This window comes from Micromonospora sp. 15K316 (assembly GCF_004348525.1).
Classification (GTDB): domain Bacteria; phylum Actinomycetota; class Actinomycetes; order Mycobacteriales; family Micromonosporaceae; genus Micromonospora.
The window spans coordinates 14268-28052 of record NZ_SMKG01000065.1; the positions used below are offsets into that span (position 1 = coordinate 14268).

The window sequence follows — 13785 nt, forward strand, 5'->3', positions numbered from 1 at the left end:
CGGCCACCGTGCTGCGGGCCCGGCCGCTCGCCGGCGGCGCGGCAGCCCGCCGCCGGCCCGGCTCCGAGGTGACCGCACGGCAGCCCGCCGCGGGCCCGGCTCCGAGGCGGCAGCCCGGCGGGACGGTAGCGTCGAGCGGTGATCTCCGACCGCGGCCCGGGCCACCGGATCGACCTGCACGCCCACTCGACGGCGAGCGACGGCACCCTGAGCCCCGCCGAGCTGGTGCGGGCCGCCGCCGACGTCGGACTCGACGTGGTGGCCATCACCGACCACGACACCACTGCCGGCTGGGCGCCGGCGGTGGCCGCGCTGCCGGCCGGGCTGCGGTTGGTCCGCGGCGCCGAACTCTCCTGCCGCTGGTTCGGCGCTGACCCGCCGGTGCCGCTGCACCTGCTCGCGTACCTCTTCGATCCCGACCATCCGGAGCTGGTCGCCGAGCTGACCCGGGTGCGGGCCGCGCGGGAGGTGCGCGGCGAGCGGATCGTGGACCTGCTCCGGGCCGACGGCATCGACGTCGACTGGGCGGAGATCCTGACCGGCGCGGGCGGTGGAACCGTCGGCCGGCCGCACATCGCCCAGGCGCTGATCCGCGCCGGGCTGGTGGCCACCACCACCGAGGCGTTCGGGCCGGACTGGCTGGGCGAGCGCTACCGGCTGCCGAAGGAGGACATCGACGTCTTCCACGCGGTCCGGCTGGTCCGGGCGGCCGGCGGTGTGCCGGTCTTCGCCCATCCGCGCGCCACCCGTCGGGGCCGGGTGGTGCCGGACGAGCTGATCGTCGAGCTCGCCGCCGCCGGGCTCGCCGGGCTGGAGGCCGACCACGAGGACCACTCGCCGCAGGAGCGGGCGCACGTTCGTGCCCTCGCCGTCGAGCTCGGGCTCTTCTTCACCGGCTCGTCGGACTTCCACGGCACGCACAAGACCGTCCGGCTCGGCGCGTTCACCACCAGCCCGGAGGCGTACGAGAGGATCGTGGCCGGCGCCGGCGGAGTGACCGGGATCGCTTCCGGCTGATCCGCGTTTTGGCTCGTGAGAGCGCGGCTACCTTGATCGGGTGGATCTGAAGCTTCTCGGCGAGGTCTTCGTGACCTTGCTGGTGATCACCGACCCACCGGGCATGATGCCGATCTTCGTCGCGCTGACCGGTCCGCTGCCCGCCCGGGACCGGAACCGGGCGGCGTGGCAGGCGGTCGCGCTGGCGCTCGGTGTGATCGTGGTCTTCGCGGTGGCCGGACAAACCCTCCTCGACTATCTGCACGTCGACCTACCGGCGCTCCAGGCAGCCGGTGGGCTGCTGCTGGTGCTCGTCGCACTGGAGCTGCTGACCGGCAAGGGCGACGAGCCGAGCGGCCAGTCCACCTCGAACATCGCCCTGGTGCCGCTGGGCACCCCGCTGCTCGCGGGTCCCGGCGCGATCGTGGCGACCATGCTCTTCGTCCAGCAGGCGGAGGGGCCGAGCGACTACACCGCCATCGCGGCGGGGATCATCTCGGTGATGATCGCCGTCTGGATCGTCCTGCGCTTCTCCGGCGGGATAGTCAAGATCCTCCGGCCGGGCGGGATCGAGGTGCTCACCCGGATCGCGGGTCTGCTGCTGGCCGCCATCGCGGTGCAGCTCATCGCCGACGCGGTCGCCGCGTTCGTGCGGCACTACACGCAGATGGTCTGAGCGCGCCGGCGGAGTTGTCGTACGCCGATGGCAGGATCTCGGGTGTGCGACGACCCTCCTCAGCCGGACGACCTTCCTCCGCCGGTGGCCGCGCGCCCCGCCCCCGGGGGGAGCAGGCCGAGCAACTCGGCTTCGAGGGAATGCCCGAGCGGCTCTTCGTCTGTACGCCGAGCAAGCTCGGCGCCTACGCCGATTGCCCCCGTCGCTACCGCTACTCCTACCTCGACCGTCCCGCCCCGCCGAAGGGCCCGCCCTGGGCGCACAACTCCCTCGGCGCGAGCGTGCACACCGCCCTGCGCAACTGGTATGCGCTGCCCACCGAGCGGCGTCGCCCGGAGGCGTTGGCCGGGCTGCTGCGGGGCACCTGGGTGCGGGAGGGCTACCGCGACGAGGAGCAGGAACGGGCCGCCTACCGACGGGCGCTGGGCTGGCTGGAGGCCTACGTCGAGACGCTGGAGCCGGAGGTCGACCCGCTCGGTGTCGAGCGGGTGGTGGCGGTCAAGACGGCGGTGCTCGCCTTCAACGGCCGCGCCGACCGGATCGACGCCCGGCCTGGCCCCGACGGTCCCGAGCTGGTCATCGTCGACTACAAGACCGGCCGCAGCGGGCTCGACAGCGACGACGCGCGGGGCTCGCAGGCGTTGGCGCTCTACGCCTACGCGGCCGAGCGGACGTTCCGCCGGCCGTGCCGCCGGGTGGAGCTGCACCACCTGCCGACCGGCACGGTCGCCGCGCACGAGCACACCGTCGAGTCGCTGGCCCGGCAGTTGAGCCGGGCGGAGGAGACCGCCCAGGACATCATGGCCGCCGAGAAGGCGGTCGCCGGCGGCGCGGATCCGGACGACGCCTTTCCCACCGCCCCGAGTGCCCGCTGCGGCTGGTGCGACTACCGGCGCAGCTGCCCGGCCGGTAGCCAGACGCCGGGCAAGGATCCGTGGGCGGCTGTCGAACGTCCGGCCGAGGGCACGCCCGCGCAGGGGTGAGCCGACCCGTCACGGCGCCGGCGCGCCGGCGAGACGGGCGGCCCGTTCATTGGCGGCCTGCTGCAACGGGCCCTCCCGCCAGCGGCGGGGCAGCGCGGCGAGAACCATGCGGAGTCCCCGTACGGTCACATCGGCCGACAGGGCGGTCGTGGGCAGCCCGAGGCCGCCGTACATCCGACGGGCCCAGGCCGGTAGCAGGGCGAGGGCGGTGCCGGCGACCCCGAGGTACGCCCACCTCGGCGGTCCGAGGGTCAGCCCCAGCCGGACCGGCAGGCTCAGCTTCCACGGCAGCGGCGGGGCGGTGAGGAAGAGGGCGGTCTCGGCCGCCTCCCGGGTCATCCGAAGCTCCGGCCGGACGCTGCGGTAGTACTCGCCCACCTCGGCGGCGGTGCCGGGGACGGTGGCCGGGTCCAGGCCGACCAGGGTGGCCGCCCGCCGCTGCTCGGTGTAGTAGCCGTCCGCCTCGGCCGGGGTCAGCGGCAGACCGGCCCGCCGGGCGGTGTCGAGGAACGACTCCACCTCGGTCACGTGCACCCACCGCAGCAGCTCCGGCTCGTCGATCCGGAAGCGCTCGCCGCTGATCGGGTCGGTCGCCCGCAGCCGCTCGTGCAGCCGGCGCAACCGGGCACCGGCCGCCTCGGCCTCGGCCGTCGTGCCGTAGACGGTGGTGGCGACGTAGGTGGCGGTGCGTACGAGACGCCCCCACGAGTCGCTGCGGTAGTCGCTGTTCTGCGCCACCCCCGCCATCGCCCGCGGGTGCAGCGCCTGGAGGTAGAGCGCGCGGAGACCGGCGACGATCAGGACCGGTTCGGCGTGCACCTTCCAGGTGACCGAACCGGGGCCGAACAGGCCGAGGTCGTCGGATTCCACCGGTCAAGCCTGCCATGCACGGGCTCCGATGTCCCGCTCGTCGGCCGATCGGACCTGCCGGACACGGGCCGGCGAGGTCTCACTCGTCGAGGTCGCGGCGGGCCCGGCAGGTCGGGCAGAGCCCCCAGAAGGTCACTTCCGCTTCGTCGACCTCATAGCCGTGCGTGGCGGTGTTCGGGTCGAGGCAGGGGGCGGCGCCGACCGCACAGTCGATGTCGGCGATCTCGCCGCAGCCCCGGCAGACCACGTGGTGGTGGTTGTCGCCGACCCGGGCCTCGTAGCGGGCGGCGCTGCCGGCCGGCTCGATCCGGCGGGACAGACCGGCCCGGGTGAGCGCCCCCAGGACGTCGTAGACGGCCTGGGTCGAGACCGAGTCGAGGCGCTCCCGCACCCGGCGGGTGATCTCGTCGACCTCGAGGTGGCCGCCACCGGCGAGCACGTCGAGCACGGCGAGGCGCGGGCGGGTGACGCGCAGACCCTTCGACCGGAGTAACTCCTCGCCAGCTGACATGAGGCAATGACAGCACGCGCCGGCGTGGTCGACAACCGAGCCGTGTCGACGGCCACCGGAGTCGATCCGCTCGGCAGGCGGTGAACCGGTTCCGGGGTGGCTGCGTGTAGTCGATCGAGAAGTCTGGTAGCGACGGGTGTGCCCGTACGCTGGCAGTCCGCGATCGTGAAGGCCTCCCGGAGGTGCCGATGTTCGAGCAGATACTGGGCCTGCCGGTCCACGTCCTGGTGGTGCACGCGGTCGTGGTCTTCGTGCCGCTGCTGGCGCTGCTCGCCGTGGCGTACGTCGCGCTGCCCCGCTGGCGACGCCGGCTGGACTGGGCGGTGGCGATCCTCGCCGTGCTCGCCCCGATCACCGCGTTCGTCGCGGTGGAGTCGGGGGAGGCGTTGAACGACGCGCTGGTCGCCCGGGGCTTCCAGGGGCCGATCCTCGACCAGATCTTCGAGCACTCCCGCTACGGCGACATCCTGTTCCGGATCGTCGTCCCGCTCGGCATCGTGGTGCTCCTGCTGCTGGTGTCGACAAGCGGTCACCGGCGGGTGCCGAAGCTGCCCACGCTGGTCACCCCGGTGCTGTCGGTCGCGGTGGTCGGGCTCTCCATCGCCGCCCTGATCTACGTCTGGTTGACCGGCCACTCGGGCGCCGAGACCGTCTGGGGCACCACGCTCTGACGTCGCCGGCACGCTGACTCCGCCGCCGGCCCGCCTGCGCCGCGGCGGAACTGCCAGAGGCGGTCGTGGCGCGGTGGTCGGGGTGGCGGCGGACCGGGTGGTGCTCTGCCAGGACGGCGACGTCGCGACGCCACTCAGCGGCCGAACCGCACCAGCCTGCGCCGGGTGCGGCGGCCGGGCGGCTCAGAAGAGGAGCCGCGAGCAGAGCAGGCAGACCAGGATCACCAGCACCACGCCGGCCACCGCGCCGACCGAGTACGTGACGCGCTGCGCCCGCTGTTCGGCCAGGTCCAGCGCGGCCATGTCCTGCGGTGGCAGGGAGCGCGGGGCGGCCGGTTGCAGGTGAACGGGGGGACGCCAACCGGCCGGCGGTGGAGTGCTCGGCGGTGGGCCGGAGTATCCGGCGTACGGCGACCCGCCCGGCCCCGCGTTCGCGCCCGGTGGGCTGCCCTCGGCGGAGGTGGTGCGGTCGCCGGTGATCGGAGCCGTCGCCCGGTCGGGCAGCCCTTCGCCGCCGGACGGGGGTCGCCGCCAGAAGTCGTCCGGGGAGCTGCCGGCGTTGGGGGTCGTCACGCCGTCCGACGCTACCAACGCGCGCCGTGCTCTTCCGGGGGACGCGACCGAGCGGCCGGACAGATCGACCCGAGATCAGGAAGTCGGGGGTGTCCCGGCGCGATGACACCGCGACTTCCCGGAAAGCCGAGTTGATCAGGCTCGACCGGGGTCGGCGAACGGGGCGCGCGGCCCGGAGCTGCGTTACCCTTGCCGCTCGTGAGCACCGAGGACCCGGGTTTCCGCCGTGACGACGATCGCACCGTCGACCTGAGCGACGAATTCGTGGTGCTGCCCGAGCAGACGAGCGACGACACGGACCGCGGCTGGGGCGAGCGCGCCACCGGCAACGACGACTGGCTGATCGCCGAGCGACCTCCGCACTGGGACTGACCTCCACCCGCATCGTCGCCGCCGCCTGACCGGCACGGACGTGGTGAGCGGCACCACGACGTGCTGCCTCCGATGCTCCGGCTGCCGTGACGGGGGCTGCTGTGGTGGCGGCCGACTCGGCGGGTGGGCTCATCCGCGTACCACGACGGCGAACCGGCTGCCCTCCGGTTGCCCGACGGTCCGCTGCGCCTGGCCGGGGCTGAGGGCGAGATAGAGCGCGGCGGAGCCGTCCATGGCGCCGGCGTTCACGACGTCGAGCACGAGCGCGCCGCTCGCGAGCAGGCTGGCCTCGCCGGAGCGGCTACCCGCCGACGCGGCGAGGAGGTCGACGCGGGCGCCGGGGCGTACCACCGCGAGCGCGGCCGGCTCGGCCAACCGGACCGGCACGCCCACGCTGCCGGCGGGAAGCGGCAAGCCTTCCCCGACCCGGTGGGGGGCGACGGCCGCCGCGATCGGGCTCCGGTCGGTCGCCCGGGACGGCGTCGGGGTGACCGTCGTGGAGGGGACACCATCGTCCCCCGGGCCGGGCTGCGGGGTCGACCCGGCCGGAGCGGAGGCCCGCGGCGGCGGGCAGCCGGACGGGGTGTGCAGTACGGCCGCCGCGAGGCCGAGCAGCGCGGCGACGAGTGCGGCGCGGAGCAGGGCGCCGCGCGTCGGCAGGCGCGGTCGGCGTGCCGGGCGCAGGGAAGCCGCCGTGCCCGTGTCAGCCATCACGCCTCCGCCTCCGCTGGGCGCCGACGCGACGCCCCTCAGCAGCGACGCTAGGCGTGGGCTGCCCAGGGTGCGGGCCGCCGACCACAGCCTGTGGACAACGCAGTGGCCTGTGGATAACTCCCGCGGGCGGCGTGGCTCTGGTAGGTGCCGCTCGGTTCACGTACCGGGCGCCCGGTGGCGCCCGGTCGGGCGGGCCGCCGGCGCGGGTACGAGCGCGCCGGTACACCCCCTGCTCAGGGGTGCACCGGCGCGGTAGATCTGCGGGAACCGTGACGCGGTCAGGACGAGCTGCTGGCGGCCGGCGCCTTGCTCGACGAGGACGCGCCGCTCGACGACGACCCGCTCGACGACGAGCCGTTCGAACCGGAGGAGCCGTTCGAACCGGAGGAGCCGTTCGAACCGGACGACGCGGTCGAGGTGGAGGTGTTGGAGGACGAGTCGGACTTCGTGGACTTGCCGCCCTCGGAGGACGCCGAGACGGTGTCCGAGCCGGACGAGCGCGAGTCGGTGCGGTAGAAGCCCGAGCCCTTGAACACGATGCCCACCGAGTTGAAGACCTTGCGCAGCCGTCCCGCGCACTCCGGGCACTCGGTCAGCGGGGCGTCAGAGAAGGACTGCACCGCCTCGAGCTGGTGACCGCACGCGGTGCAGGCGTACTGGTACGTGGGCACTTTCTCCTCCGGATCGGGTTCGGCCGGTTGGCACTCGACGTCTTCGAGTGCCAATGTTGCGTCATTCCCCCCGGATTCGTCCAGCGGAAGTGTGGGGCGCGACACCCGGCGGCGTACCCCGGCCGGACGGCGGGGCGGCATCCAGCGTACGCAGGCCCCCGGTGGGGGTGACCACGGCGCGTACCGGACGGTCGTGCGGCTCGGCGGGCACGCTGCTGACCAGCTCACCGTCGTGCAGCGGCACCACGGTCAGGGCCGCCTCGGGCAGGCGGGCCAGCGCCCGGTCGTACGAGCCGCCGCCGCGGCCCAGCCGCAGTCCACCCAGGTCGACCGCGACCGCCGGCAGCACCACCAGCTCGGCGTCGACGATCGCGTCCGGGCCGAGTCGCCGCCCGGTCGGCTCGCGCATCCCCCGCCCGGCCGCGGCGAGGCCCTCGGGTCCGTCGTAGGCGGCCCAGTCCAGGTCGAGGTCGGGCAGCAGCACCGGCAGCAGCAGCTCGCCGTCGGCCGGCAGCGCGGCCCGCAGCACCTCCGGCAGCTCCGGGCCGCCCGGCTCCGAGCCCACCGGAACGTACGCCGTCACCCGGGCGGGCCGCAGCCGGCGTACCAGTGAGACCAGCTCGGCCTGGACGCGAGCCTCGGCCGCCGCCCGCGCCTCGGCGGTCAGCTCGCGGCGGCGGGCGAGCAAGGTCGCCCGCATGTCCCGTTTCGCCACATGAGTCACTTCCGCTCCATAAGAAAATTCCGGCACGCAACACTCCTGACGCAACGCCTCTCCCACGGTTGCTCTGTGTCAGCATCGCAACAAGGGAGGCGGAACTTTCGGGGGGAACCGAGTGACGCTACGCGGACGGTTGACGGCGGCCTTCCTCGCGGTGGTCCTCGGCCCGGTCCTGCTCGGCGCGCTCTTCGTGGCCTCGACCCTGAACACCGTGGACCGGGGTCGCTCGGCCGAGCGGCTCGCCGTGGCGGCCGCCGCCGTGCGTACCTCCGTCGACGCTCTCTGCCAGCAGCTGCGGGCCGCGGCCGACGCGGTCGCGCTGACCCGCGGCGACCCAACCGGCGCCGCCGGTCAGGTGGTGAGCCGCGGCCTCGCCGCCGCGGTGGTGCTGAGCGACGTCGCCGGGCGGGTCACCTACACCACCCCCGACGCGCCGCCGACCCCCTGGCAGGAGTGCGCCGGCGCGGCGGCGAGCGGGCCGGTCACCGCGCTGACCGTCCGGGTCGACCTGCGCGACCGCACCGGAACGACGCTCGGCACGGTCGCCGCGGCCCAGCCGGTCGACCCGGCGTTCGTGGCCCGGCTCGCGGCGGTGACCGGCGTGGCGGTCACCCTGCTCGACGACGGGACCGGGCCCGCGCGGGTCACCCACACCACCGAGGCGAGCGAGGTACGCGACGCCGTGCTGGCGGCGGCCGGCACGCTCGACGACGAGCAGGTCACCGAGACGGCCGACGGCCGGTACGTCCGCCGCATCGGCCCCTCGTCCGGGCAGCCGTTGCCGCTGGTGCTCTCGGTGCCCAGCGAGCAGCCTCCCGGGCTGAACACGGCGCTGGTCGCGGCGGTGGTGCTGGCCGGGCTGCTCGCCGTGCTGGCCGCCTGGCGCCTGGCCCGCGTCACCACCCGCCCGCTGGTCGAGCTGGCCGCCGCGGTCGACCGGGTCGCGCACGGCGACCTGACCGCCCGGGTCCCGGTACGCACCCGCGACGAGCTGGGCCGCCTGGCCGGCGCGTTCAACCGGATGACCCGGGAGACGGGTTCCTACGTGGCCGCGCTGACCAGCAGTCGCGATCAGCTGCGCGGGCACCTCGCCGTCCTCGGGGACACCCTGGCGAGCACGCACGACCTGCAGCGCATCCTGCGGGTGATCCTCAACAGCGCGATCGCGGCGACCGGCGCCCGAGCCGGGGCCGTGCTCCTGGTCGAGCCGGGCGGGGCGCTGGTCGCCCAGTGCACCGACGGTCTGGACGGGCGCTGGCCGCAGGAGGGGGCGCCGACGATGCGGGTCCCCGTCGGCAGTGGGCTGGTGGGCGCCGTGGCGGCGACCGGGGTGCCGCAGCGGGGCAGGATGGACCCGGCCGACGTACCGCCGGGGGAACCGCGCTGCCGGACGTACATCGCGGTCCCGTTCGCCGCTCCCGCCGGCCCGGCGCCCACCACGGGCGCGGCGGCCGGCGCTCCGGCGGTCCCCGGCTCCACCCCGAGCGACGGGTACCAAGCCCCGATGGGCGGCTCGGCCGACGACCTCCCGACCGTCGAGCTGCCCGGCGGCGCCGTCACCGGGGCCGGTGGCCGGGGCACGGGCGGCGCCGAACCGGCCGCCGCGCTCGGGGTGCTCGCCCTCTACGACCGGCTGGGCACCGACGAGTTCGACGACGACGACCTGGTCACGCTGCGTACGTTCGCGAGCCACGCGGCCGTGGCGGTGGAGAACGTACGTGGGCACGAGGAGGCGCAGCGCCTGTCGCTCACCGATCCGCTGACCGGGCTGTGGAACTACCGTTACCTGCGCGAGTCGATCCGGCGGGAGGTCGAGCGGGCCAGCCGGTTCGGCCGGATGCTGAGCGTCCTCGCCCTGGACCTCGACCGGTTCAAGGACGTCAACGACACCTACGGGCACGCGGCCGGTGACACGGTGCTGGCCGAGTTCGCCCGCCGGCTGCGGGGCGAGATCCGCGAGGTCGACCTGGCCTTCCGGCAGGGCGGCGAGGAGTTCGTCCTGCTGCTGCCGGAGACCGACGCCCGGGGTGCGGCGATCGTCGCGGAGCGGCTCGGCGCGGCGATCCGGGACACGTCGATGCCGGTCGAGGCGCACGCCGCCGCGCCGGTCCCGGTACGGGTGACCGTCTCCATCGGCATCGCCGTCTACCCCGACCACGCGAGCACCGGGCAGGAGGTGCTGGAGGCGGCCGACGACGCCCTCTACGACGCGAAGGCGGCCGGCCGGGACACCTACCGGGTGAGCGCCCGGCGGCAGCCGGCCGCCCGCGAGCTGCCGGTGCCGGCGGCGGCCGTCACCCCGACCGACGGGCTGCCCCGCGCGGGCCGCGCCACCGTGCCCGTACGTGCCGAGGCGGCCGCGTCGACCTGCACGGACGAGCCGGGCACGGGGGCCCGAAGCCAGGCCGAGCCGGCGGCCCCGGCGGCCACCGGCCCGGACGTCGCCCGAGCCGGGCCGGGCTCCCCGCGCTCCGCGCCCGGAGGCGGCGCGTCTTCCGGGCCACACCCGCCGCGGCAGAGCCGTGGCCGATAGTCTCGCGACATGTCGGTGCACTCAGCGAACTCCTCAACGACGGCCGCCGCCGATCGCCCCCGCGCGGTGAAGGCCGTCATCCCGGCCGCCGGTCTCGCCACGCGCTTCCTACCCGCGACCAAGGCGGTGCCCAAGGAACTGCTGCCGGTGGTCGACCGGCCGGTGTTGCAGTACATCGTCGAAGAGGCCACCCAGGCCGGCATCAGCGACGTGCTGTTGATCACCGGGCGGGGTAAGACCTCGATGGTGGACCACTTCGACCGCCGGCCCGACCTGGAGGCCCGGCTGGAGAAGAAACCCGAGATCCTGGCCGCCGTGCAGCGCCCCAGCGAGCTGGCCGAGATCTACACCGTCCGGCAGCCCGAGCAGCTCGGCCTCGGCCACGCCGTCGGGTACGCCGAGTCGCACGTGGGTGACCAGCCCTTCGCGGTGCTGCTGGGCGACGAGTTCGTCAAGATGGACGAGCCGTTGCTGCCGGCGATGCTGGAGCTCCAGGCCCGCACCGGCGGCATCGTCCTCGCCTTCTTCGAGGTCGACCCGGCCGAGACGAAGCGGTACGGCATCGCCTCGGTCGAGCCGGCCGAGTCCGAGCTGACCGACATCGGGGACGTCGTCCGGGTCACCGGCATGGTCGAGAAGCCGGACCCGGAGGAGGCGCCGAGCAACCTCGCCGTCCTCGGCCGGTACGTGCTGCCGGGGAAGATCTTCGACGCGATCCGGCGTACGAAGCCGGGCAGCGGCGGCGAGATCCAGCTGACCGACGCGATGGAGCTGCTCCGTACGGAGGGGACACCGGTGCACGCGATCGTCTACCGGGGCACCCGCTACGACACCGGGATGCCGCTCGGTTACCTGCAGACGGTGGTGCAGATCGCCGCCGAGCGGGAGGACTTCGGCGCCGAGTTCCGCAAGTGGCTCACCGACTTCGTCAACTCCCACGTGTCGGGTGGTCCCAATACATGACCGCTACGGCCGACGCCGAGGCGGCCGCGAACGAGTTGACGCCGCTCGCCGACTACCTGGGCAGTGTGCTGCGCAGGTTACGCGCGCTGCCTCCGCTCGACCTCGACCTCACCCAGGCGTACGGCAACGTCCTCGCCGAGGACGTCGTCGCGCCGCACGCCTTCCCGGCCTTCGACCAGTCGGCCGTTGACGGGTACGCCGCGCGTTGGGAGGACATCTCCGGCGCGGGCCGGGCCGCCGGCGGGCGGGCGGTCCGGCTCAACGTGGTAGGCGACCTCGGCGCGGCCAGCTGGCGGCCGGTCCGGCTCACGCCCGGCTCCTGCTTCTCGGTGGCCGCCGGGGCGCCACTGCCGGTCGCCGCGGACGTGGTGGTGCCGGTGGAGTGGACCGACCAGGGCATGGCGGCGGTGGAGATCTACCGCACCCCCAAGCGGGGGTACGGGGTGCGCCGCGCCGGTGACGAGCTGCCCGCCGGAACGTTGCTCGCCCGGGCCGGCACATACGTCACGCCGGCCCTGGTCGCGGTCTTCGCCGCCACCGGCATCGGGCACGTGGTGGTCCGGCCCAGCCCGCGGGTCGTCGTCGTGGCCACCGGCGACGAACTGGTCGACGTGGGCCGGGGCAGCCAGCCCGGCCAGGTGGTGGACGCGAACTCGCACGCGCTGACCGCCGCGGCGGCCGAGGCGGGGGCGTTGGCGTACCGGGTCGGCATCTGCGACGACGACCCGGAGGGGCTGCGCGGGCTGCTGGAGGACCAGACCCTGCGCGCCGACCTGATCATCACCACCGGCGGCACCGGCACCGGGCCGGGCGACATGGTCCGCCGGATCCTCTCCCGCCGCGAGGGGGGCCGGGCCGGGCCGGTCACCTTCACCGAGGTGGCGCTCTACCCCGGCACGGCGCTCGGCTTCGGCACGGTCGGCGCCGAGGAGGTGCCGGTGGTCTGCCTGCCCGGCGATCCGGGCGCGGCGCTCATCGGTTTCGAGGTGCTCGCCCGCCCGGCGATCCAGCTGCTCGCCGGGGCCGAGCCGGTGTTCCGGCCCAGCGTCCGGGCGCACCTGCTGGAGACCGTCTCCTCACCCGGCGGGCTGCGCGAGTTCCGCCCCGCGCACGTCGCCGAGCGGCGGGGCGGCGGCTACACGGTCCAGCCGCTCAGCGGTGGGCCGTTCACCCTCTCCGGTCTCGCCGAGGCGAACGGCCTCCTGGTGCTCGGCGAGCGGGTCACCACGGCCGCGGCGGGCTCCACGGTGGACGTCCTCCTGCTGGACCGCCGCCGGTGACCCGCGGGCCAGCCGGTCCCACCCGGGTGAACGGCCGGCCCCCGGTGCGTCCCGGCCCGCACCACCTTCCCGTCCGGAGTGCCCTCGCGGCCGGTGCGCCGGCGGGCGTAGGGTCCGCCCCGTGAGCCTCTTCGGAGCCGGACGTGCGCCCGGCTGGCCGGTGGTCCTTGTGGACGGCCCCGTCGTGCTGCGCCCGTACCGGCGATCGGACGCCGCCGCCTGGTCCGAGGTGCGGCGCGCCAACCAGCGCTGGTTGGCGCCCTGGGAGTCGTCGCTGCCCGGCGGTTGGGACGAGCTGAACTCGCCGGCCGCCTTCCGCTGGGTCCACCGGGACCAGCAGCGCTCGGCGCGCTCGGGTGACGGCATGCCGTTCGCCGTCTGCCTGCGGGAGGACGGGCGGGAGCGGCTGGTCGGGCACCTGAACGTGGGCAGCATCGTCCGGCGGGCGCTCTGCTCCGGGTACGCGGGCTACTGGGTCGACCACCGGGTCGCCGGTCGGGGAGTGATCCCCACCGCGCTGGCCCTCGCCGTCGACCACGCGTTCGGCCCGGGTGGCCTGCACCGGATCGAGGTCAACATCCGGCCCGAGAACCGGCCGTCCCGCCGGGTGGTGGAGAAGCTCGGCTTCCGCGAGGAGTCGTACCACGTGCGCTACATGCACATCGACGGAGCGTGGCGCGACCACATCGGATACGCGATGACCAGCGAGGAGATCGCCGCCGAGGGCGGGTTGCTGGCCCGCTGGCACCGGGTGCGCGCCGCGGCCGGGTGACCGTCCCACCCACGGGATCGGCGCGGCGCGTCGGCATCACGCTCCGTCGCCCGTAACCTCAAGTAACTGCAAGCTGTGGCAAACGCTGCTCGCCGTACGATCGACGCCACCGGCACCGATCGATGGAAGATCCTACGGCTGAGTAGCGGTTGCTCCGAATTCGGTGACGGGAGGGGTGAGGGTGCCGACCTCGGTGCTCCTCGCCGTCCTCGCCGCCGCCGGCCTGCTCGCACTCGCTCCGGCACTGGTCCGCCGGTACGACGCCACCGAGCGGCTGGTGGCGGAGCGGGCGCAGTCGACGGCGCGGGTGCTCCAGCGCCAGCGCCGCCGCCGTACTGTGCCGGGACGGCAGCCGGTACGCGCGCCACGGCACCTCGTCGTAACGCTCAGTGAAGATTCGACTACCGGTGGTCTACAGCGACCGGTCTCGGCCCCGCCCGCCGTGGGCCGCCGCTCCGGCCGACTGAGCGCCGTACCCC

The 13785-nt window shown here is 74.7% G+C and carries 15 protein-coding genes and 1 pseudogene; 10 read left to right on the forward strand and 6 right to left on the reverse strand.

Features of this window, described 5'->3' with window-relative positions; translation table 11 throughout:
* Nucleotides 1–138: 138 nt before the first annotated feature.
* From E1211_RS15105 to E1211_RS15115, 3 genes are all read left to right on the forward strand, one after another.
* A complete protein-coding gene (locus E1211_RS15105; protein WP_371686158.1) occupies nucleotides 139–1017 on the forward strand; it encodes a PHP domain-containing protein in 879 nt (292 codons plus the stop codon).
* Between the two features lie 40 nt (nucleotides 1018–1057).
* Complete coding sequence (locus tag E1211_RS15110) at nucleotides 1058–1672, forward strand: MarC family protein (RefSeq protein ID WP_132349491.1); 615 nt, start codon at nucleotides 1058–1060, stop codon at nucleotides 1670–1672.
* A gap of 140 nt (nucleotides 1673–1812) precedes the next feature.
* Entirely contained in the window at nucleotides 1813–2655 is an 843-nt protein-coding gene (locus tag E1211_RS15115) for a RecB family exonuclease (protein ID WP_371686160.1), read from the forward strand.
* A gap of 9 nt (nucleotides 2656–2664) precedes the next feature.
* Here E1211_RS15115 and E1211_RS15120 read toward each other — a convergent pair whose 3' ends face one another.
* A complete protein-coding gene (locus E1211_RS15120; protein WP_132349495.1) occupies nucleotides 2665–3525 on the reverse strand; it encodes an oxygenase MpaB family protein in 861 nt (286 codons plus the stop codon).
* 79 nt (nucleotides 3526–3604) lie between these two features.
* Nucleotides 3605–4036 carry a Fur family transcriptional regulator gene (locus tag E1211_RS15125; protein ID WP_132349497.1) on the reverse strand — a complete coding sequence of 144 codons (432 nt, stop codon included), beginning with the start codon at nucleotides 4034–4036 and terminating at the stop codon, nucleotides 3605–3607.
* A 188-nt stretch (nucleotides 4037–4224) separates the two neighbouring features.
* On the opposite strand from E1211_RS15125, the gene E1211_RS32510 reads away from it, so the two are divergent.
* Complete coding sequence (locus E1211_RS32510; protein WP_165947260.1) at nucleotides 4225–4707, forward strand: DUF2231 domain-containing protein; 483 nt, start codon at nucleotides 4225–4227, stop codon at nucleotides 4705–4707.
* A 183-nt stretch (nucleotides 4708–4890) separates the two neighbouring features.
* Here E1211_RS32510 and E1211_RS15135 read toward each other — a convergent pair whose 3' ends face one another.
* Entirely contained in the window at nucleotides 4891–5280 is a 390-nt protein-coding gene (locus E1211_RS15135; RefSeq protein WP_207915374.1) for a hypothetical protein, read from the reverse strand.
* A gap of 198 nt (nucleotides 5281–5478) precedes the next feature.
* Between E1211_RS15135 and E1211_RS32515 the strand changes: the two genes are divergently transcribed.
* Nucleotides 5479–5652 carry a hypothetical protein gene (locus tag E1211_RS32515; protein ID WP_165947261.1) on the forward strand — a complete coding sequence of 58 codons (174 nt, stop codon included), beginning with the start codon at nucleotides 5479–5481 and terminating at the stop codon, nucleotides 5650–5652.
* A gap of 129 nt (nucleotides 5653–5781) precedes the next feature.
* On the opposite strand, the gene E1211_RS15140 is transcribed toward E1211_RS32515, so the two are convergent.
* The 3 genes from E1211_RS15140 to E1211_RS15150 form a co-directional block, all read right to left on the reverse strand.
* Nucleotides 5782–6363, reverse strand: coding sequence for a flagellar biosynthesis protein FlgA (locus E1211_RS15140; RefSeq protein WP_132349501.1), 582 nt, complete (start codon nucleotides 6361–6363; stop codon nucleotides 5782–5784).
* A 281-nt stretch (nucleotides 6364–6644) separates the two neighbouring features.
* The gene (locus tag E1211_RS15145; protein WP_243709541.1) at nucleotides 6645–7091 is read right to left on the reverse strand and encodes an FmdB family zinc ribbon protein; all 447 of its coding nucleotides are present in this window, start codon (nucleotides 7089–7091) and stop codon (nucleotides 6645–6647) included.
* 7 nt (nucleotides 7092–7098) lie between these two features.
* Nucleotides 7099–7788 (reverse strand): 5-formyltetrahydrofolate cyclo-ligase, encoded by a 690-nt coding sequence (locus E1211_RS15150; protein WP_132349503.1) that lies wholly within the window; start codon nucleotides 7786–7788, stop codon nucleotides 7099–7101.
* 85 nt (nucleotides 7789–7873) lie between these two features.
* Between E1211_RS15150 and E1211_RS15155 the strand changes: the two genes are divergently transcribed.
* The 5 genes and pseudogenes from E1211_RS15155 to E1211_RS15175 all read left to right on the forward strand — a co-directional run.
* Nucleotides 7874–10291 (forward strand): diguanylate cyclase, encoded by a 2418-nt coding sequence (locus E1211_RS15155; RefSeq protein ID WP_207915375.1) that lies wholly within the window; start codon nucleotides 7874–7876, stop codon nucleotides 10289–10291.
* 9 nt (nucleotides 10292–10300) lie between these two features.
* On the forward strand, nucleotides 10301–11254 hold the full coding sequence (locus E1211_RS15160; RefSeq protein WP_132349505.1) for a UTP--glucose-1-phosphate uridylyltransferase: 954 nt from the start codon (nucleotides 10301–10303) through the stop codon (nucleotides 11252–11254).
* On the forward strand, nucleotides 11251–12534 hold the full coding sequence (gene glp, locus E1211_RS15165; RefSeq protein ID WP_120673458.1) for a gephyrin-like molybdotransferase Glp: 1284 nt from the start codon (nucleotides 11251–11253) through the stop codon (nucleotides 12532–12534). The genes E1211_RS15160 and glp overlap by 4 nt, the downstream gene beginning before the upstream one ends.
* A 121-nt stretch (nucleotides 12535–12655) precedes the next feature.
* Nucleotides 12656–13306: a GNAT family N-acetyltransferase gene (locus E1211_RS15170; RefSeq protein ID WP_132349507.1), complete on the forward strand. Its 651-nt coding sequence runs from the start codon at nucleotides 12656–12658 to the stop codon at nucleotides 13304–13306.
* A 175-nt stretch (nucleotides 13307–13481) separates the two neighbouring features.
* Nucleotides 13482–13785, forward strand: a pseudogene (locus E1211_RS15175) (hypothetical protein); the annotation flags it as partial.

Excerpts from the sequence above, each read along its gene's own strand:
- E1211_RS15115 (WP_371686160.1), top strand. The coding sequence starts at position 1,813 with ATGCCCGAGCGGCTCTTCGTCTGTACGCCGAGCAAGCTCGGCGCCTAC.
- E1211_RS15125 (WP_132349497.1), bottom strand. The coding sequence starts at position 4,036 with ATGTCAGCTGGCGAGGAGTTACTCCGGTCGAAGGGTCTGCGCGTCACC.
- E1211_RS32510 (WP_165947260.1), top strand. The coding sequence starts at position 4,225 with ATGTTCGAGCAGATACTGGGCCTGCCGGTCCACGTCCTGGTGGTGCAC.
- E1211_RS15140 (WP_132349501.1), bottom strand. The coding sequence starts at position 6,363 with ATGGCTGACACGGGCACGGCGGCTTCCCTGCGCCCGGCACGCCGACCG.
- E1211_RS15160 (WP_132349505.1), top strand. The coding sequence starts at position 10,301 with ATGTCGGTGCACTCAGCGAACTCCTCAACGACGGCCGCCGCCGATCGC.
- glp (WP_120673458.1), top strand. The coding sequence starts at position 11,251 with ATGACCGCTACGGCCGACGCCGAGGCGGCCGCGAACGAGTTGACGCCG.